At 64.0% G+C, this 19047-nt stretch carries 17 protein-coding genes; 10 read left to right on the plus strand and 7 right to left on the minus strand.

Going from position 1 to position 19047, the window contains the following annotated elements:
* Window positions 1–47 precede the first annotated feature (47 nt).
* Window positions 48–533 carry a DUF2231 domain-containing protein gene (locus S7S_RS14950; RefSeq protein ID WP_008733690.1) on the plus strand — a complete coding sequence of 162 codons (486 nt, stop codon included), beginning with the start codon at window positions 48–50 and terminating at the stop codon, window positions 531–533.
* A gap of 88 nt (window positions 534–621) precedes the next feature.
* Here S7S_RS14950 and S7S_RS14955 read toward each other — a convergent pair whose 3' ends face one another.
* From S7S_RS14955 to S7S_RS14980, 6 genes are all read right to left on the minus strand, one after another.
* A complete protein-coding gene (locus S7S_RS14955; protein WP_008733689.1) occupies window positions 622–1068 on the minus strand; it encodes a CopD family protein in 447 nt (148 codons plus the stop codon).
* A 156-nt stretch (window positions 1069–1224) separates the two neighbouring features.
* Window positions 1225–2520: a GAF domain-containing protein gene (locus tag S7S_RS14960; RefSeq protein WP_008733688.1), complete on the minus strand. Its 1296-nt coding sequence runs from the start codon at window positions 2518–2520 to the stop codon at window positions 1225–1227.
* Between the two features lie 342 nt (window positions 2521–2862).
* Window positions 2863–3423: a gamma carbonic anhydrase family protein gene (locus tag S7S_RS14965; protein WP_008733687.1), complete on the minus strand. Its 561-nt coding sequence runs from the start codon at window positions 3421–3423 to the stop codon at window positions 2863–2865.
* Window positions 3424–3446: 23 nt separating this feature from the next.
* Window positions 3447–4154: a ribulose-phosphate 3-epimerase gene (gene rpe / locus S7S_RS14970; protein WP_008733686.1), complete on the minus strand. Its 708-nt coding sequence runs from the start codon at window positions 4152–4154 to the stop codon at window positions 3447–3449.
* Between the two features lie 40 nt (window positions 4155–4194).
* Window positions 4195–4905 carry an N-acetylmuramate alpha-1-phosphate uridylyltransferase MurU gene (gene murU / locus S7S_RS14975; RefSeq protein WP_008733685.1) on the minus strand — a complete coding sequence of 237 codons (711 nt, stop codon included), beginning with the start codon at window positions 4903–4905 and terminating at the stop codon, window positions 4195–4197.
* Window positions 4905–5936, minus strand: a complete 1032-nt coding sequence (locus S7S_RS14980) for an aminoglycoside phosphotransferase family protein (RefSeq protein WP_008733683.1) — start codon at window positions 5934–5936, stop codon at window positions 4905–4907. The genes murU and S7S_RS14980 overlap by 1 nt, the downstream gene beginning before the upstream one ends.
* Before the next feature lie 100 nt (window positions 5937–6036).
* Between S7S_RS14980 and S7S_RS14985 the strand changes: the two genes are divergently transcribed.
* The 9 genes from S7S_RS14985 (at window position 6037) to S7S_RS15025 (ending at window position 17846) form a co-directional block, all read left to right on the plus strand.
* On the plus strand, window positions 6037–8337 hold the full coding sequence (locus S7S_RS14985) for an LPS-assembly protein LptD (protein ID WP_008733682.1): 2301 nt from the start codon (window positions 6037–6039) through the stop codon (window positions 8335–8337).
* Window positions 8318–9625 carry a peptidylprolyl isomerase gene (locus S7S_RS14990; protein WP_041026016.1) on the plus strand — a complete coding sequence of 436 codons (1308 nt, stop codon included), beginning with the start codon at window positions 8318–8320 and terminating at the stop codon, window positions 9623–9625. The genes S7S_RS14985 and S7S_RS14990 overlap by 20 nt, the downstream gene beginning before the upstream one ends.
* Before the next feature lie 63 nt (window positions 9626–9688).
* Window positions 9689–10660: a 4-hydroxythreonine-4-phosphate dehydrogenase PdxA gene (pdxA, locus tag S7S_RS14995; protein ID WP_008733680.1), complete on the plus strand. Its 972-nt coding sequence runs from the start codon at window positions 9689–9691 to the stop codon at window positions 10658–10660.
* A gap of 59 nt (window positions 10661–10719) precedes the next feature.
* Window positions 10720–11520, plus strand: a complete 801-nt coding sequence (gene rsmA / locus S7S_RS15000) for a 16S rRNA (adenine(1518)-N(6)/adenine(1519)-N(6))-dimethyltransferase RsmA (protein WP_008733679.1) — start codon at window positions 10720–10722, stop codon at window positions 11518–11520.
* A 15-nt stretch (window positions 11521–11535) separates the two neighbouring features.
* Window positions 11536–11976 (plus strand): Co2+/Mg2+ efflux protein ApaG, encoded by a 441-nt coding sequence (gene apaG / locus S7S_RS15005; protein ID WP_008733677.1) that lies wholly within the window; start codon window positions 11536–11538, stop codon window positions 11974–11976.
* A 1-nt stretch (window position 11977) separates the two neighbouring features.
* Window positions 11978–12796 carry a symmetrical bis(5'-nucleosyl)-tetraphosphatase gene (locus tag S7S_RS15010; protein ID WP_008733675.1) on the plus strand — a complete coding sequence of 273 codons (819 nt, stop codon included), beginning with the start codon at window positions 11978–11980 and terminating at the stop codon, window positions 12794–12796.
* Window positions 12797–13034: 238 nt separating this feature from the next.
* Window positions 13035–14957: a PrkA family serine protein kinase gene (locus S7S_RS15015; protein ID WP_008733674.1), complete on the plus strand. Its 1923-nt coding sequence runs from the start codon at window positions 13035–13037 to the stop codon at window positions 14955–14957.
* Window positions 14958–15027: 70 nt separating this feature from the next.
* Complete coding sequence (locus tag S7S_RS15020) at window positions 15028–16311, plus strand: YeaH/YhbH family protein (protein ID WP_008733673.1); 1284 nt, start codon at window positions 15028–15030, stop codon at window positions 16309–16311.
* Complete coding sequence (locus S7S_RS15025; RefSeq protein ID WP_035203097.1) at window positions 16308–17846, plus strand: SpoVR family protein; 1539 nt, start codon at window positions 16308–16310, stop codon at window positions 17844–17846. The genes S7S_RS15020 and S7S_RS15025 overlap by 4 nt, the downstream gene beginning before the upstream one ends.
* A 105-nt stretch (window positions 17847–17951) precedes the next feature.
* On the opposite strand, the gene S7S_RS15030 is transcribed toward S7S_RS15025, so the two are convergent.
* Window positions 17952–18926, minus strand: a complete 975-nt coding sequence (locus S7S_RS15030; protein ID WP_008733671.1) for an NAD(P)H-dependent flavin oxidoreductase — start codon at window positions 18924–18926, stop codon at window positions 17952–17954.
* Window positions 18927–19047 lie beyond the last annotated feature (121 nt).

Here is a 19047-nt window from a genome sequence, read left to right on the forward strand (position 1 = left end):
CTCAATGCAGACTGCGTACGGATTGTCCTTGCAGGGAGCCTGTTGCCATGTCCACCCCCGATACTCCCCACCGCCCGATCCCCAGCCGCATGGCCATTGGCGGCCACCCGCTGCATCCGATGCTGATTCATTTTCCGGTGGCGGCACTGCTGGCGCTGGTCGGCACTGATACCGGGTATCTGCTTACGGAAGATCCGTTCTGGAGTCGTGCCGGCGTGTGGCTGGCGGGCGTCGGGGCGGCGGGGGGCTGGTTTTCCGGCATCGTCGGGCTGATCGACCTGGTCAGTGTGCGGCCGATCCGGCGGCTGGTCACCGCCTGGTGCCATGCACTGGTGGCGGTCATGCTGTTGTCGCTGGCCAGCTTCAACTGGTTGCTGCGCATCAGCACGGACGATCATGGCGCGGTGATCATGCCCGCAGGTCTGGTGCTGACACTGCTCAGTGCCGCGCTCACGGCGGCAGCGGGCCTGCTGGGCGGGCGACTGGTATACGAACACGCTGTCGGTGTGGACGTGCCGGTCGATACGCGCTGACAGTGTCTGCGCGCCCGGCTTGTTTTGCTGTCCCGTCACCGTGATGGCCATGTCTGTCCTGTATCACCGTCCGTCAGTCTGTGCGTTGTCAGGTGCCTGGCTTGGCAAGCACCAGGCAAAAAATCAGCGTCATGATCCCCAGCATCAGCAGGCTCAACCCCGCCGCTGCATACCGTGGCGGCGCCTTGTCGGATCGTTCGGCGCGCAGCATCAGCAGCCCTGCGGCGATGTGCGCACCGACCAGCATCACCACCAGCACCAGTTTCAGCAGCAACCAGCCCTGCACCGTACCCATCAGCAGAAACAGCGCCGTGCCGGATGCAATGGCCAGCAATGCTGCCGGCGTCGCCAGCCAGGTAAAGACCCGTCGCGGTATCACTGTGGCGCCGCTGTCGTGCCGGCTTTCGCGCACAGCGCCCGCCGTGGCATCACCCGTGTCGAAGTGAACCCCTTCCTGCCACAGCATCGGCACACAGAGAATCGCTGCACACCAGCACAGCAACGCCACAATGTGCAGGCCCAGCAACCAGAGCATGCAGGCACTCCCGCAAGGAAAATTTCACCCATCAAAGACGGCGCGCAGCGCACCACGCCAGCCCGGATTCAGTCTTGCACGGATCAGCCGGTGGGGAATGAAAAAGAAAGTTAAGGAGCCCCGGGCGGGCGCTGCGTCTCAGCGCCCGCCCGGCGATCAGGCCGGCACGCCGGCGGCGGGCATGGAGAATGGCGCGTCCGCCTGTCCGGCGGCGGCCTGTACGGCAAAGGCGAAGCTGGTCGCCACGCCGGTCACACAATCGGTTTCCTGATCGGTGAAGTGAGACAGCTTGCCCAGTTCGATCACCGCCACCACGCTGTCACCACGACATACCGGCACGATCAGCACACAACCGGGCGTGACGGTTTCGAAGGCAGTGCGGATCGGCAGGTAATTCGCCGGCAAATCACGAAACTGTGTCGGCCGGCGGTGTTGCAGCACCGGGCCGATCAGGGTGTCGGCGGCATCACTGATCTGGCCGCAGCGCCCCGGCTGCCCGCCCCAGGCGGCCATCACGCGCAGGCGCTGGCCGTCAACGCGGTACGCCATGCCAATCAGTGCGCCGGTCTGTTCCACCAGAAAGCCCAGCGTGCGCTCAAACAGCACCGCCAGGCTCGGGTTGCCGGCGATCAGGGCAAGATAGTCCGCCTGCAATTTCTGCCGCAGCAGATCATCTTCTGCCTGCTGGTTGAGTTCCTTCAGCCGCTGCGATTCCAGGTTCAGCAGTTCGTTCTGCAGATAATCACGCCGTTCGGAATTTTCCAGCATGGCGCCGATGACGACGCACAGCGTCCAGGGCATGAAGAAATACAGCAGGCTGTCGAGCCACAGGAAGTGACCGTTCACCGCCAGCGCGATGGCAACGGCAAGCACAAACGCCAGCAACGTCGACAGCGACACCGCCACCAGCGGCAGACGCAGAATGGAAAAGACAATGATCAGGACGTAAATGGTTTCGTAGGCCGCCACCTGCGCAAAAAAATCCTCGCCCAGCAACAGCGCCGCCTGCACACATCCCAGCAGCGAAAAGAACACGCCGCCGATCAGCAGCGGTTCGACGAAGCGCTCCAGATCGCGCCGGCGCGTACCGAGCCACAGGGATGCCAGCACCAGCCCCACCGGCAACACGGCCACCAGCAGCCAGGTGTTCAGCCCGGGAGAATGGCTGAACAGGGCCGCAGCACCGGACACGACGGTATAGACCATCAGCATGCCGTAGATGGAGACACGCAACAGATTGGCTGCGCGCGCGCGGGCATGGTCACGGAAAGCGTCTTCAAGACGGCCGGGCATGCGCCGGGTCAGCAAGGGACCGCGCAGCGCCTTGCGCAAGGCGTGTTCATCGTAGTCGCTGACGGCGGCCTCGGCGGCCTGACGCTCGGCATCGAAATGCGCAGCAATACCGGCTTCGGCATCCGCCGCCCGGTAACGGGTTAAAACATCGGTGCTCACAACTTCCCCCACGAAAGATGTGCTGGCCAGTCAAGTGACCGGCGTGTGGATCGCGTCTGGCATCCAAATCAGGATGCGAAAAAGCCCGGACACCGACGCGACGCAAGACGGTCGGCGGGGCAACCCTTCACAGGGGTGCAACGGTTATGCAAAGCGGTCGCGCTGTAAATGGTGGCAAGGTGATGGCACAGATGTGCCAGCACAGGGGGCTGGCGTCCGTGCAATAACGAATAAAGGGCAAAAACGGAAAAAAGGATGGCTGGCGACCGTGTCGGGCTTGCCCGGCACGGCGTGCCAGAAATGTGAACCAGCTCTCAGGAAATCACGTCCTCACGTGGGCGTTTACAGCTCGTTCTGGATCTTCTTGTAACCCTGCACCAGCCGCACGTTGGTCTGCGCCACGTCTTCGGAGAAGCTGGACGCATCCGCCGTGACCGGCTCGATCCGCGCCAGGTCCTCGTCACTGTTCACATGGCTGGTGGACGGCACGTAGAAGTTGGCCGGCACCTTGCAGGCTTCCACCACCGAGTTGTGGCGCACGACAGAGCCATCACCCACTTCGCAGTTGAACAGCACGGTGTTGAAACCGATGAACACGTTGCGGCCCACCTTGCACGGACCGTGCACGATGGAGCGGTGTGCTATCGAGGTGTTTTCGCCGATCTCCACGCGCGCGCCGGATTTGGAGTGGATCACCACGCCGTCCTGGATATTGGAATTGTCGCCAATGATGATCGGCTCCATGCCACCGCTGGCATCCACTTCGTCGGCACGAATCACTGCATAGGGGCCGATAAACACGTTCTCGCCGACAAACACCTTGCCGCACAGGATCGCCGTCGGATCGACGAAGGCGGACTGGGCCACCACGGGCAGGTCACCACTGGGATTTTTCCGGATCATGCTGCGGGGGCCTCTCGGTCAGGTCAGGCTCGCTTCAGGCGAGGGTCTGGGGAAGCAGGGACCGAGGCCAGCGCGGCGCGCATCTGGTCGATCACCGCACGGTAGTCGGGCTTGCCGTAAATGGCCGATCCGGCGACGAAGGTGTCGGCCCCGGCGGCGGCGACGTCGGCAATATTCTGCTCGCTGATGCCACCGTCCACTTCCAGGCGGATAGCACGGCCACTGGCGTCGATCAGGCGGCGCACCTGTTCCACTTTCTTCAGCGTGCCGGGGATGAATTTCTGGCCGCCGAAGCCGGGGTTCACCGACATCAGCAGGATCATGTCGAGCTTGTCCATCACGTACTCGAGCACGTCCGGCGAGGTGGCCGGGTTAAGCACCAGGCCGGCCTGGCAACCCGCATCACGGATCAGTTGCAGCGAGCGGTCCACGTGGATGCTGGCATCCGGGTGGAAGGTAATCATGCTGGCGCCGGCTTTGGCGAAGCTGTCGATCAGCGCATCCACCGGGCTCACCATCAGGTGCACGTCGATCGGTGCGGTGATGCCGTAATTGCGCAGCGCCTGGCAGACCATCGGGCCGATGGTCAGGTTGGGGACATAGTGGTTGTCCATCACGTCGAAGTGAATCACATCAGCACCGGCGTCGAGCACCGCTGCCGCTTCTTCACCCAGGCGTGCGAAATCCGCCGCCAGAATCGACGGGGCAATCCAGTAGTCCTGCTTGGCCATGCCTGTTCCTCGTAACGCCCGCAGGCGTTTTGCGCTGAGTTTATCGGGTGAGCAACTGATCCAGATCGGCCAGCCGCTGCGGCGTGCCGATGTCGAACCAGAGGCCGGTGTGATGTTCACCGCTGACACGCCCTTCGTCCATGGCCCGGCGCAGCAGCGGCGCCAGCTTCGCCTCGCCGTCCGCCAGCCCGGCAAACAGGGCCGGGCGATACAGGCCGATACCGGAAAACGTGAGCGGCAGGCCGGCCGGCATCAGGGCACGCGACCCGGCGGTATTGTCCAGCACTTTCCCGTCACGGGCCAAGGCTGCGCTGTTACAAAATAACAAAAAGTCGCCTTCGGGATGGTGCGCGGGGTTGTCCACCAGTACCAGATGGGCATCGCCCTGCGGCGCGCGCGGCAGGCGGCGGAAATCGTAATCGGTCCAGATGTCACCGTTGACGACCAGGAACGGCTCGTCACCCAGCAGCGGCAGCGCACGGCGAATGCCGCCGGCCGTTTCCAGCGGCGTGCCCTCGTGCGACCACTGGATGCTGACACCCAGCGCGCGGCCGTCACCGAGGGCATGTTCCAGTTGCTCACCGAGCCAGGCGGTGTTGATCACCAGTTCAGTGATGCCCGCCTCGCGCAGGTGGCGGATATGATGGCCGATCAGGCTGTCGCCGCCGGCGCGCAGCAGCGGTTTGGGGGTGTGATCCGTCAGCGGCCGCATGCGGGTGCCGAGGCCGGCCGCCAGGATCATGGCCCGCATCAGGCCACTCCCGGCACGCCGGCATCGCGCAGCCGGTCCAGCAACCGGGCCAGGGGCGCGAGCTGGTCGCGGCGTTCGGCCACCGTGCGCAGATAACTGAAAAAGCGCGGCACATCGGCCAGGTATTTCGGCTTGCCGTCGCGGTGGCAGATGCGGGCGAAGATACCGATCACTTTCAAATGCCGCTGGGCGCCCATCAGGTCGCAATCCAGCAGGAAATCCTCCACCTGCGCCGGCACCGGCAGGCCGGCGGCGCGCGCCTGTTCCCAATAGTGCCGCAGCCAACCGAGCACGCGCTCCTCCGGCCAACTGAGGAAAGCGTCCTTGAACAGCGACACCGCGTCGTAACTGATCGGCCCCCGTACCGCATCCTGAAAATCCAGCACGCCGGGGTCGGCCGTTTCGCCCTGCATCAGGTTGCGGGGCATGTAATCGCGGTGCACGAATACCTGGGGCTGGGCCAGGGCCCGGGCCACCAGCAGGTCGTTAAGCGCCGCCAGGTCCCGGTGCAGCGCCGGCGCACGGTCGGCATCCAGCGGCAGGCCCAGGTGTTCGACCAGATGACGCTGCAGGAACCAGTCGGGGAACAGCGCCAGTTCGCGGCGCAGCAGGGCATCGTCGTACTCGGGCAGGCCGGCGGTGTCGGCCTGCTGAATGCGGATCAGGGTATCGATGGCGCGGCGGAAGCTGGCGTCGGCGTTGTCGGCGGTAAGCGTCTCCAGCCAGGTCTGCCGGCCCATGTCGGACAGCAGCAGAAAGCCCTGCGCAAGGTCGGCGTTGAGAATCGACGGCACCGCCACCCCGGCGCGGGCCAGGCGCCCGGCCACGTCCACGAACGGGCGGCTGTCCTCACGCTCCGGCGGTGCATCCATGACCACTCGGGAGCCTTCCGGCAGCACGACGCGGAAATAGCGGCGAAAACTGGCATCGGCAGAGGCCGGCACTGGTGTCACGGCATGACCGGTCTGCTCGGCAATCCAGCGGGTCAGCGCCGCCAGCCGGACATCCTCGTTACCCTTCTGCGGCTGCATTGCTTGCACTGTTCCTTTACACTCCCGGCCTTTAACCCCGCACACCATTGTTTGAATGGCGGTGCCACATGCAGCGCTTTTTACCTGTTCCGGACGACGAATGCCACTGCGCTCAGCCCGTAACCGCCTGACCTGCCGCCTGATGCTGCTGGCCGTGGCAGCCCCCCTGCCGGTGTTTGCCGCCGAGCTGGGCTGGACCACGCGCGAGGAAATGGCCGCCCTGCCGATCGAACAGCAACGCCCGATCCCGGCCTGGTGCAGCGGCACCTACTACAACCCGAGCCTGGGCGAACCCGACCCCACCGCCGACACCGAAGTCACCATGGACCGCTCACGTCTGGTGCCCGGCGGCCTGGCCGAACTGATCGGTGATGTGGAAATCCGCCAGCCGGGCCGTTTTATCCGCGCCGACCGGGCGCAACTGGACCAGGACACCGGCGACTTCCTGCTGGAAGGCGATGTGCGCGCCGATTCCACCCTGTTCAGCGCCCGCGCCAGCAGCATGCGCGGCAATACCCGCACCCAGGCGGGCCTGTTCACCGAGGTGGAATACGCGCTGTTCGACATCAGCGCCCGTGGCAGCGCCAAGCGCATCGAGCAGTCCGACCAGACCGTCTATATCGATGCCGGCAGCTACACCACCTGCCCGCCGACAAAGCGCGGCTGGGAAATCGGCGCCCGCGAGATCACCCTGGACCGCGACAAGGGCTGGGGCACCGCGCGCGACATGGTGCTGCGCGTGCGCGACGTGCCGGTCCTGTACCTGCCGTGGATGACCTTTCCGATCGACGACCGGCGCAAGACCGGCCTGCTGTTCCCGAGCCTGAGCACCGGCGACGACGGTGGCCTGGACATCAGCCAGCCGGTCTACCTGAACCTGCACCCACAGATGGATGCCACCCTGGCGCCACGCCATATCCAGAACCGCGGCAGTGGCCTGGACAGCGAATTCCGCTACCTGACCCACTTCGGCCAGGGCACCCTCAGCTACGGCTGGCTGGCCAGCGACCGGCAGTTCGACAACGAGGACCGTGAGCTGGGCCGCTGGACCCATGACGGCCAGGTGCGCAACTGGTTCCTGCGCGCCGACGTCAACTACGTCTCCGACGACTTCTATTTCAAGGACCTGGAAACCGGCCTCGACGTGCGCTCGCAGACCAACCTGCCGCGTCTGGGCGAGGCCCGCTACCGGGGCCGCACCTGGACCTTCCTGACCCGCGTGCAGGGCTGGCAGACCATCGACCCTTTGCTGCCGGACCAGAACAAGCCCTACCGCCGCCTGCCGCAGCTGGCGCTGACCGGCGACCCGGCCCTGTACGGCCCGCTGAAGCTGCTGTGGGTCAGCGAGTTCACCCGCTTCGACCGCGACACCGACCTGCTGCAGGACAACATCACCGGCGACCGGCTGCACTTCGAGCCGGCGCTGAGCCTGCCGCTGACGCGCTCCTGGGGGTACATCGAGCCGCGCCTGCGCCTATACCACACCCGCTACGCGCTGGACGGCGTGGACACCCTGCCGAGCCGCGAACCGACCCGTGACATGTGGGGCGCCAGCGTCGACGCCGGCGTGTTCCTGGAACGCCCGCAGGACTTCAACGGCGACAGCTGGACCCAGACCCTGGAGCCGCGCCTGTTCTATAACCGCATCGATTTCGAAGACCAGAGCTACCTGCCCAACTTCGATGCCGGCGAACTGACCTTCGGCTACAGCAGCCTGTTCCGCGAAAACCGCTTTACCGGCTATGACCGCATCGGCGACGAGGAAAAGCTCTCCATGGGCCTGACCTCGCGCTTCCTGCACACGGACACCGGCCGCGAAGTGCTGCGCCTGCGGGCCGGCCAGTCGTTCTACTACCATGACCGCCGCATCCAGCTGGAAAACCGGCCGGTGGACACCCGCGAATGGTCGCCGGTGGTGGCGGATGCCACCTGGTACTTCAGCCGCTACTGGCATCTGTTTGCGGAAACACAATGGGACCGTGAAAACGACCGCCGCGAGCAGAACAGCCTGCGGCTGGGCTACAGTGACGGCGAACGGCGTGTGTTTCACGCCGGCTATCGCTATCGGGCACGTGAAGACATCCAGCAGACGGAACTGGCGGCGATCTGGCCTGTCCATCGCCACTGGAGCCTGATTGGACGCTGGCTGTTCGATATCGAAGAAGACCGCTCGCTGGAAAACCTCACCGGCGTGGAATACCGCGACTGCTGCTGGCAACTGCGCCTGGTCAGCATTCGCGACCTTACTGACCGCGACGGTGACGGCACCCTCGAGGCCGACCAGACATTCCAGCTACAGATCCAGATGCTCGGCCTGGGCGGCTTTGGTGGCCGGCTGGAGTCTTTGCTGGAACGCAGCATTCCGGGATACGGGAGAGACTATGCACGACAAGACGATTGACGCGACCCGCCGCTTCGGCGCCGCCCTGCTACTGGCAGCCGCCACGCTGCTGCCGCTGCAGGCCAGCGCCCGCATGGAGGTGCTTGACCGCATCGCCGCCGTGGTCAACGACAGTGTGATCATGGAAAGCGAGCTGGACCAGCGCGTCGACGATCTCGCCCGGCAGTTTCTCGCCGAGCGCCAGCAACTGCCACCGCGCGATGTACTGCGCCCGCAGGTGCTGGAGCGGCTGATCATGGAACGGCTGCAACTGGACATGGCCGAGCGTGGCGGCATCCGCGTGGATGACAACTCGCTGAACCAGGCACTGTCCGGCATTGCCCGTCAGAACAACATGACGCTGGACGAGTTTTCCAGCTCGCTGCGCGCCGACGGCTTCGACTGGGCCGCCTTCCGCGAGCAGATCCGTGGCGAGATGGTCATCAACCAGTTGCACCAGCGCCAGGTGGCACGCCGGGTGCGCATCACCGACCGGGAAGTGGAGCGTTTCCTGGAATCGGAAATGGGCAAGCAGATGTTCGAATCCGAATTCCGCCTCGGGCATATCCTGATCGGCCTGCCGGACGACGCCACGCCGGATCAGGTGGAGAGTGCCCGCAATGAAGCCACCAGCCTGGTGCAGCGCATCCGCGACGGTGCCGATTTCCGCGAAATGGCGGTGAGCTTCTCCGATGCCCCGCAGGCCCTGGAAGGCGGCGACCTGGGCTGGCGCCCGGCGGCGCAGCTGCCAACGTTGTTTGCCGAGGAAGCCGTGCGCCTGAACCCCGGCGAAGTGTCCGAGCCCCTGCGCGCCGGCAACGGCTTCCACATCCTCAAGCTGGAAGAGAAACGCGGCGGTGCCACCCAGTTCGTCGAGCAGGTCAGAGTGCGCCATGTGCTGATCCGCACCAGCGCCCTGCGCACCCCGAGCCAGGCCGAGCAACTGATCAACCAGCTGCATGATCGCGTCGCCGCAGGCGAAGACTTTGCCACCGTGGCCCGTGAATACTCCGAAGACCCCGGCAGCGCCCGCGCCGGCGGCGACCTCGGCTGGGTCTCCCAGGGGGAGATGGTGCCGGAGTTCGAGAACACCTTCGAGAACACGCCGGTGGGCGAGCTGTCGCCGGTCTTCCAGAGTGAATTCGGCTGGCACTTCCTGCGTGTGGAGGACACCCGCACCGCCGACATGAGCGACGAATTCCGCGTGCTGCGCGCCCGCCAGGCCCTGCAGCAACGGCGCTACGAAGAAGAGCTGCAACAGTGGCTGCGCGAAACCCGCAACGAGGCCTACGTCGACATCCGTATCTGAACCCTCCCGGCCGCACAGGGCGGGGAGTGATAAGCTCAATCTGTCCTGTCTGCCGGAGCCTGCATGCGCGCACCCATTGCTGTCACCAGTGGCGATCCCGCCGGGATCGGCCCTGACCTGGTACTGACCCTGTCGCAGGCGCAACCCGGCGCCCCGCTGGTGGTGCTCGGCGACCACGATGTGCTCGGTGAGCGCGCCCGCCAACTGAAGCTGAACGTGCGGCTGCATGACTGGACGCCGGGCCAGGCGCTGCCCACCGACGCCCTGCCGGTGTGGCACTGCCCCGCCGGCGTGCCGGTCATCGCCGGCCGCGCCGACCCGGCCACCGCTGCTGGCACCCTGGCCATGCTGGACCGCGCCATCGACGGCTGCCTGGACCGCACCTTCGCCGGCATGGTCACCGCGCCGCTGGCGAAATCCGTCATCTGCGACGGCGCCGACCCGGCCTTCACCGGCCACACCGAATACCTGGCCGCCCGCAGCGGCACGCCGCGCGTGGTGATGATGCTGGCCACCGACACCCTGCGTGTGGCGCTGGCCACCACCCACCTGCCGCTGCGCGCCGTGGCCGACGCCCTCCAGCCCGCCATGCTGGCCGAAACGCTGCGCATCCTCGACACCGACCTGCGCCAGCGCTTCAGCCTGCCGTACCCGCGCATCCTGGTGCTGGGCCTGAACCCGCATGCCGGTGAAAGCGGCCACCTGGGCCGGGAAGAACTGGACGTGATCATCCCCACGCTCACCGCGCTGCGCGCCGAAGGGCTGCACCTGACCGGCCCGATGCCGGCAGATACCGCCTTCACCCCGCGCCATCTGCAGGACCACGACGCCGTGCTCGCCATGTACCACGACCAGGGCCTGCCGGTGCTGAAATACGCCGGCTTCGGCCAGGCGGTGAACATCACCCTGGGGCTGCCCTTCATCCGCACCTCCGTCGACCACGGCACCGCGTTCGATCTGGCCGGCAGCGGCCGGGCCGACCACGGCAGCCTGCTGGCCGCCACACGGCTGGCGCTGAGCCTGGCACAGGGCTGATCGGCGCCGGCAAAACCGCTACACTGCCGCCCCAGCCCACCATCCACCCGGAGCCCCGCATGGCCCAGCATCAGGCGCGCAAGCGCTTCGGCCAGAACTTTCTCACCGACACCGGCATCATCACCCGGCTGGTACGCAGCATCGCCCCGCGTGCGGATGACCTGATGGTGGAAATCGGCCCCGGCCAGGGCGCCTTGACCCGCCCGTTGATGGACGAGCTCGAACACCTGCACGCAGTGGAACTCGACCGCGACCTGATCGCGCTGCTGCAACGCACCCTCAGCGAGCGCCGCCTGACACTGCACCAGGCCGATGCGCTGCGCTTTGACTTCAGCACCCTGGTGCCCGAGGGCGACACCCGCCGCCTGCGCGTGGTCGGCAACCTGCCCTACAACATCTCCACGCCCCTGATGTTCCACCTGATCAGCCAGATCCATGTGGTGCAGGACATGCACTTCATGCTGCAGAAGGAAATGGTCGACCGCCTGGTGGCGGTGCCCGGCACCAGCGACTGGGGCCGCCTGAGCATCATGATCCAGTACCACTGCCAGACCGATTTCCTGTTCATGGTGCCACCGGAATCCTTCAGCCCGGCGCCGAAAGTCGACTCCGCCATCGTGCGGCTGGTGCCGCACCAGACACTGCCGCATCCGGTGACGGACTACCCGCGTTTTGCCGCGCTGGTCAACCAGGTCTTCACACAGCGACGCAAGGCGATCCGAAATGGGCTAAAATCCTTTCTTGCGCCGGCGGAGATCGAAGCCGCCGGCATTGATCCGGGCCTGCGCCCCGAGCAACTGTCACTGGCGGATTTCGCCGCCCTGGGCAATGCCGCAGCCGCCCGGGCCAGCCACGCCTGAGACGCGAGCCAGCCGATGCCGATGAAGCCCAGCGATACCCCCCTGCACGCCGGTGGCCCCCTGACGCCACCCACCCCCGACAACCCGCATTACCACGTCGAGGTGCAGGTGGAGAGCGAATTCCTGCCGGACCAGAGCGACACGGAAGGCCACCGCTGGGTGTTCGCCTACCACATCACCATCCGCAACCACGGCGACATGGCCGCACAGCTGCTGACCCGCCACTGGGTCATCACCGATGCCGAGGAACGGGTGCAGGAAGTGCACGGTGAAGGCGTGATCGGCGAGCAACCACGGCTGGCGCCCGGCCAGAGCTTCTCCTACACCAGCGGCGCCGTGCTCGAAACCTCCATCGGCAGCATGTACGGCAGCTACCAGATGCTGGCCGAGGACGGCACCTGCTTCGACGCCGCCATCCCCGCCTTCACCCTGGCGCCACCGCTGGCCCTGCATTGAAATGAGTCACTACGTCATCGGTGATATCCAGGGCTGCCTGGGCGCGCTGCAACGGCTGCTGGACACGATCCGGTTCGACCCGGCCGAAGACCGCCTGCTGCTGGCCGGTGACCTGGTCAGCCGGGGTGAGGATTCCCTCGGCACCCTGCGCCTGCTGCACAGCCTGCGTGACAATGTCGCCACCGTCCTCGGCAATCACGACCTGCACCTGCTGGCGCTGGCCGCCGGCGCCGCGCCCGTGCGCGAAAAAGAACGCGACCTGGCCGCCATCCTCGCTGCCGAGGACTGCGACACACTGCTCGACTGGCTGCGCGGCCAGCCGCTGGCGCTGGCACTGCCCGCCTGGAACAGTGTCATCACCCATGCGGGCATTCCGCCGCTGTGGAGCCTGGCCGACACCCTGTCCCGCGCCGCGGAGGTGGAACAGGCATTGCGCGGCCCGCAGGCCAGCGCCTTTTTCCACGCCATGTACGGCAACAGTCCGGACCGCTGGGATGACACGCTGACCGGCATGACCCGCCTGCGCGTGATCACCAACCATTTGACGCGCATGCGTTTTGTCGACGCCGACGGCGCGCTGGACCTCACCACCAAAGGCGAAGCCGACGCGCCGCCGACCGGTTTTGTGCCCTGGTTCATGCACCCGGCGCGACACGCCACCGGGGTGCGCATCCTGTTCGGCCACTGGGCCGCACTCAACGGCAATACGCCCGCCGACGTGAATGTGGTGGCACTGGATACCGGCTGCGTCTGGGGCGGCCAGCTCAGCGCCCTGCGGCTGGAAGACAACCGCCTGTTCCGCTGCGACTGCGGTCGCTGAGCCCCCGTTAAGCCCACCACTCACGATTCGCCCGCGCACTGCGGGTTCCCGACCAGTGGCGAAATTTCTTTCGCCGGCGCGAATTATTTTTTTTGACTTTCGCAACCAATAATGGCCATTCTACAAACACACCCCACCCCTGTTCGCCAAGGCTTGCGGCAGGCTAACCCGAGGAAGGAAAACCACATCATGTAACCACCGGTCTGACAATCACCGGCGCACAGTGAGGAAGCCAGGCATGAGCATTATCAGCCACTATCAAACCCGCTATGAAGCCACCCAGCAGGAGGAATACTCGCTGGAGGAATACCTTCAGCTTTGCAAGTCAGACCCGTCCACCTACGCTACCGCCGCCGAACGCATGCTCATGGCCATCGGCGAGCCGGAAATGATCGACACCTCCAAAGACCCGCGCCTGTCGCGCATTTTTTCCAACAAGATGATTCGCCGTTACCCGGCGTTCAGCGAGTTCTATGGCATGGAGGAAGCGATTGAAAATATCGTCGCCTATTTCCGCCATGCCGCGCAGGGCCTGGAGGAAAAGAAACAGATCCTGTATCTGCTTGGTCCCGTGGGTGGCGGCAAATCCTCCCTGGCAGAAAAACTCAAGTCCTTGATGCAGAAGGTGCCTTTCTATGCCATCAAGGGTTCTCCGGTAAATGAATCACCACTGGCCCTGTTCGACCCGCATGAGGATGGCCCGATCCTGGAAGAGGAATACGGCATTCCCCTGCGTTATAGCCGCTCCATCATGTCGCCCTGGGCAGTCAAACGTTTGCATGAATACGGTGGCGACATTTCACGCTTTCGCGTGGTGAAACTGTATCCCTCCATTCTCGACCAGATTGCCATTGCCAAGACCGAGCCGGGCGATGAGAACAACCAGGACATTTCCGCGCTGGTCGGCAAGGTGGATATCCGCAAGCTGGAGGACTTTGCCCAGAACGACCCGGATGCCTACAGTTTCTCCGGCGGCCTGTGCCGGGCCAACCAGGGCCTGCTGGAATTCGTCGAGATGTTCAAGGCACCGATCAAGGTGCTGCATCCGCTGCTCACCGCCACCCAGGAAGGCAACTTCAACGGCACCGAGCACATGGGCGCGATTCCGTTCGAGGGTATTGTGCTGGCCCACTCCAACGAAGCAGAGTGGCAGACCTTCCGGCACAACAAGAACAACGAAGCCTTCATTGACCGTATCTTCATCGTCAAGGTGCCCTACTGCCTGCGCGTCAGCGAGGAAGTGCACATTTATGAAAAGCTGCTCGCCAACAGCAGCCTGCGCGACGCCCAGTGCGCGCCGGACACGCTGTACATGCTGGCGCAGTTCTCGATTCTGAGCCGGCTGAAAGAGCCGGAGAACTCCAGCATCTATTCGAAGATGCGCATCTATAACGGCGACAATCTGAAGGATATCGATCCGAAGTCGAAGTCCATCCAGGAGTACCGCGACGCCGCCGGCGTGGACGAGGGCATGACCGGGATATCCACCCGCTTCGCCTTCAAAATTCTCTCCAAGGTCTTCAACTTCGACCACTCCGAGATCGCCGCCAATCCGGTGCACCTGATGCATGTGCTGGAGCAGCAGATCGAACAGGAGCAGTTCCAGCAGGAACGGCAGGAACAACTGCGCCGCTTCATCAAGGAATTCCTGGTGCCGCGCTATGTCGAGTTCATCGGCAAGGAAATCCAGACCGCCTACCTCGAATCCTATTCCGAGTATGGCCAGAACATTTTCGACCGTTACGTTACCTACGCCGATTTCTGGATTCAGGACCAGGAGTTCCGCGACCCGGACACCGGCGAGATCTTCGACCGCCAGGCGCTGAACGAGGAACTGGAGAAGATCGAGAAGCCGGCGGGCATCTCCAATCCGAAGGATTTCCGCAACGAAGTGGTCAACTTTGTTCTGCGGGCACGCGCCAACAACGAAGGCCGCAACCCGTCATGGCTGAGTTACCAGAAACTGCGCGATGTCATCGAGAAGAAAATGTTCTCGAACACGGAAGACCTGCTCCCCGTCATCTCTTTCAATGCAAAGGGCTCGAAGGAAGACATGAAGAAGCACAACGACTTCGTGCAGCGCATGATGGATCGCGGCTACACCGAGAAGCAGGTTCGCCTGCTGTCCGAGTGGTACCTGCGCGTCCGCAAGGCGCAGTAACGCGCGGCCCGGCGTCCGTCATGGGCGCCGTTCACGGCCGCTGGCAGAGTCTCCGCACCGGGAGGGCGGCATGAGCTTCATTGTCGACCGCAGGCTCAATGGCAGGCACAAGAGCACCATCAACCGGCAACGCTTTCTCAAGCGATACCGCGAACACATCCGCGAGGCCGTCAACGACGCCGTCAACCAGCGTTCCATTCGCGACATGGAGCGCGGCGAGCGCATCGTGATTCCGCGCAAGGACCTCAGCGAACCACAGTTCCACCACGGCCCCGGTGGACGCCGCAGCGTTGTACATCCCGGCAACCGCGAATTCCAGCAGGGCGACACCATTGCCCGGCCACCCGGTGGCGGCGCCGGCGACGGTGGACAGGCGTCGAACCAGGGTGAAGGGCTGGATGATTTTGCCTTTGAACTGGACCCGCGCGAGTTTCTCAATTTCCTGTTCGAGGGCCTGGCGCTGCCCAACCTGATCAAGCGGCAGTTGCAGGGTGAGTCCAGCTATCGAGCCGTGCACGGCGGCATCGTCAGCGAAGGCAACCCGTCAAAAATCAATATCGTGCGCTCCATGCGCCAGGCCTCCATGCGCCGGCGCGCCCTCGGTGCAGCCAGCCGCCGCCAGCTTGGCGAACTGAAAGCCGAGCAAGCCGCGCTGCTGGAGCAGGAGCAATCCCCGGAACGGCAGGCCCGTCTGGCCGAACTCGCCGAGTTGATCGCTCGCCGCGAAGGCCGTGTTGGCCGCATCCCCTTTCTCGACACGGTGGACCTGCGCTACAACCACACCGTGCGCCAGCCGGTTCCGGTCAGCCGCGCGGTGATGTTCTGCATCATGGATGTCTCCGGCTCCATGAACCAGGAAATGAAGGAACTGGCCAAGCGCTTTTTCCTGTTGCTGTTCCTGTTCCTGCAACGCAACTACACCCACACCGAGATCGTCTTCATCCGCCATCACACCAGTGCCAAGGAAGTCGACGAACAGGAGTTTTTCTATTCACGTGAAACCGGCGGCACCATCGTGTCCAGCGCCCTGAAACTGACCAGCGAGATCATCCGCGAACGCTACCCGGAGGATGAATGGAATATCTATACCGCGCAGGCGTCCGACGGCGACAACTGGAACGATGACTCGCCCACCTGCGTGCGCATCCTGCGCGAGGAACTGCTGCCGAAGATGCAGTACTTTGCCTATGTGGAGATCATGCCCCGGCGCCACCAGGCATTGTGGGACAGCTACATGCAGGTGCACCTGCAGCACCCCAATGCCTTTGCCCTGCAACAGATCGATGGCCCGGAGGATATCTACCCGGTATTCCGTGAGCTGTTTCGTCAGCGTATGGAGGAACACACCCCGTGAGCGAACCTGTCCGGCGGGAGCCTTTGTCCACCAGCTCGGAATGGAACTTCGACCTGATCCAGCGTTTTGATGAGGAGATCGGCCGCATCGCGCGGGACAAGTATCAACTGGATACGTTCCCGAACCAGATCGAGGTGATTTCCTCGGAACAGATGATGGACGCCTACTCGTCCGTCGGCATGCCGGTGGGCTATCACCACTGGTCATTCGGCAAGCAGTTCGTGGAGGTGGAGAACCGCTACCGGCGCGGGCAGATGGGGCTGGCCTACGAAATCGTGATCAACTCCAACCCCTGCATCGCCTACCTGATGGAAGAGAACACCATGACCATGCAGGCGCTGGTGATCGCACACGCCTGCTATGGCCATAATTCGTTCTTCAAGGGCAACTATCTGTTCCGTACCTGGACCGACGCCTCGGCGATCATCGATTACCTGGTCTTTGCCCGCCATTACATTGCCCAGTGCGAAGAACGCCATGGCGTGGAAGAAGTCGAGCGCGTGCTGGATTCCTGCCACGCGCTGATGAATTACGGCGTCGATCGCTACAAGCGCCCCTACCCCATTTCCGCCGCCACAGAACAACTACGGCAGCAGGAACGGGAGACGCTGCTGCAACAGCAGGTATCCGAACTGTGGAAGACCTTTCCCGAAATGCAGCCAGGCATCAAGCGCCGCAAGCAGGTACAGCGCTATCCGGCGGAACCACAGGAAAATCTGCTCTACTTCATCGAGAAGAACGCGCCACTGCTTGAGCCCTGGCAGCGGGAAATCGTGCGCATCGTGCGCAAGATGGCGCAGTACTTCTATCCGCAGCGGCAAACCAAGGTCATGAACGAAGGCTGGGCCACGTTCTGGCACTACACCCTGCTCAACGATCTGTACGACGAGGGCCTGATTACCGAAGGCGCCATGCTGGAATTCCTGCAGAGTCACTCGCAGGTGGTCTATCAGCCACCATTCGACAGCCAGTGGTACAGCGGCATCAACCCGTACGCGCTCGGCTTCGCCATGTTTCGCGACATCCGCCGTATCTGCGAGGCCCCCACCGAGGAGGACCGGCGCTGGTTCCCGGACATCGCCGGCAGCGACTGGCTGAAGACGCTCAAGTTCGCCATGCAAAGCTTCAAGGATGAAAGCTTTATCCAGCAGTTCCTCTCACCGCGTGTGATTCGCGAGATGAAACTGTTCGCCGTGCTGGATGACGACAACGAGGACCATCTGGAGATTCGCGCCATTCACGACGACGCGGGTTACCAGACCGTGCGGCAGCTGCTCTCCGAGCAGTACAACCTGAGCATCCATGAACCGAGTATTCAGGTCTACGATGCGGACATCCGTGGCGACCGGTCACTTACCCTGCAACATATTCGCCAGGATCGCCGGCCACTGGCCCGCGACCGTGCCCACGACGTGATGCGCCATCTCTATCGTTTATGGCAGTTCGATGTGCACCTGGAAAGTATTGAGGATGGACGTGTGGTCGAGCGGCTGTCGATTCCGCCCAAAGAAGATATCACCGACGGCAGCGACTAAGCGCCCGTGCTGGCGGCCTGATAAAGCCGCCAGCACGGGCAAGCGCAGGAGGCGGACATTCCGCCCCCACTTTTCACGGCGCAGATCCACCCCGCCCGGACAGATTTAAACCAGCGGGCTCAACCGCTCCCGAATCACCTTCTGACAATCGGCAATGATCTCCTGCACCAGTGCTTCGCAGGACGGGATGCTGTGGATCAGGCCCTGTACCATGCCGGACGTCCAGATACCGTAATCGACATCGCCCTCGCTGAGCGCGACCTTGCCACGGGTACCGGCCACCATGTCGCGGATCATCTCGAAATCCAGATCCTTGCCGGCCTCCTGCTCGATCTCGCGCACTTTCACCGCTACCGCGTTCTTGTGCACACGCGCGGTGTTGCGCAACGGCCGGAAGATCAGCGCGGTATCCAGCTCCGACGCGGCAACAATGGCCTGCTTGATGTTGTCATGGATGGGCGCTTCTTTCGTCGCCATAAAGCGCGTGCCCATATTGATGCCGTCCGCCCCCAGTGCCAGGCAGGCGGCCATCTGCGCGCCGGTGCCGATCCCGCCGGACGCGAGCATCGGAATCTTCAGCTTTGCGGCCGCCGCCGGCAGCAACACCAGATTCGGAATATCGTCCTCGCCCGGATGCCCGGCGCACTCGAACCCGTCCACACTCACTGCGGCCACGCCGATGCTTTCCGCTTTCAGCGCGTGGCGCACCGACGTGCACTTGTGCACCACATGCACACCGTATTCCTTGAACAGCAGCATGAACGGTTCCGGATTGCGGCCGGCGGTTTCCACCACCTTGATGCCGGCTTCGCAGGCCACGCGGGCGTATTCTTCATACGGCACGGGCTTGATGGTCGGCAGGATGGTGAGGTTGACCCCGAACGGCTGGTCGGTCATTTCCCGGCAGCGGCGGATCTCACGCTCCAGGTCTTCCGGTGTTGGCTGGGTCAGCGCGGTGATGATACCCAGCGCACCGGCGTTGGAGACCGCCGCCGCCAGGTCGGCATAGCCGACATTCTGCATGCCGCCCTGGACGATCGGATAGCGGGTGCCCAGCAGTTCGGTGATTCTCGTTTTCATGCGTCAGTGCTCCTGTTCCTGCGTCACGGGACTACCATCACGGGACTACAGCATGCCGGCCAGTACAGGGGCAATGGCCGGATGACTCACGCGCATAGGCCATAGAGTCTGCCTGTCTGTG

The sequence above is a fragment of the Isoalcanivorax pacificus W11-5 genome (assembly GCF_000299335.2).
Lineage (GTDB): Bacteria > Pseudomonadota > Gammaproteobacteria > Pseudomonadales > Alcanivoracaceae > Isoalcanivorax > Isoalcanivorax pacificus.

What these genes read in the sequence shown, in the direction of transcription:
- S7S_RS14950 (WP_008733690.1), top strand. Translation starts at nt 48, where the DNA reads ATGTCCACCCCCGATACTCCCCACCGCCCGATCCCCAGCCGCATGGCC.
- S7S_RS14955 (WP_008733689.1), bottom strand. Translation starts at nt 1,068, where the DNA reads ATGCTCTGGTTGCTGGGCCTGCACATTGTGGCGTTGCTGTGCTGGTGT.
- S7S_RS14965 (WP_008733687.1), bottom strand. Translation starts at nt 3,423, where the DNA reads ATGATCCGGAAAAATCCCAGTGGTGACCTGCCCGTGGTGGCCCAGTCC.
- rpe (WP_008733686.1), bottom strand. Translation starts at nt 4,154, where the DNA reads ATGGCCAAGCAGGACTACTGGATTGCCCCGTCGATTCTGGCGGCGGAT.
- murU (WP_008733685.1), bottom strand. Translation starts at nt 4,905, where the DNA reads ATGCGGGCCATGATCCTGGCGGCCGGCCTCGGCACCCGCATGCGGCCG.
- S7S_RS14980 (WP_008733683.1), bottom strand. Translation starts at nt 5,936, where the DNA reads ATGCAGCCGCAGAAGGGTAACGAGGATGTCCGGCTGGCGGCGCTGACC.
- S7S_RS14985 (WP_008733682.1), top strand. Translation starts at nt 6,037, where the DNA reads ATGCCACTGCGCTCAGCCCGTAACCGCCTGACCTGCCGCCTGATGCTG.
- S7S_RS14990 (WP_041026016.1), top strand. Translation starts at nt 8,318, where the DNA reads ATGCACGACAAGACGATTGACGCGACCCGCCGCTTCGGCGCCGCCCTG.
- pdxA (WP_008733680.1), top strand. Translation starts at nt 9,689, where the DNA reads ATGCGCGCACCCATTGCTGTCACCAGTGGCGATCCCGCCGGGATCGGC.
- rsmA (WP_008733679.1), top strand. Translation starts at nt 10,720, where the DNA reads ATGGCCCAGCATCAGGCGCGCAAGCGCTTCGGCCAGAACTTTCTCACC.
- apaG (WP_008733677.1), top strand. Translation starts at nt 11,536, where the DNA reads ATGCCGATGAAGCCCAGCGATACCCCCCTGCACGCCGGTGGCCCCCTG.
- S7S_RS15010 (WP_008733675.1), top strand. Translation starts at nt 11,978, where the DNA reads ATGAGTCACTACGTCATCGGTGATATCCAGGGCTGCCTGGGCGCGCTG.
- S7S_RS15015 (WP_008733674.1), top strand. Translation starts at nt 13,035, where the DNA reads ATGAGCATTATCAGCCACTATCAAACCCGCTATGAAGCCACCCAGCAG.
- S7S_RS15020 (WP_008733673.1), top strand. Translation starts at nt 15,028, where the DNA reads ATGAGCTTCATTGTCGACCGCAGGCTCAATGGCAGGCACAAGAGCACC.
- S7S_RS15030 (WP_008733671.1), bottom strand. Translation starts at nt 18,926, where the DNA reads ATGAAAACGAGAATCACCGAACTGCTGGGCACCCGCTATCCGATCGTC.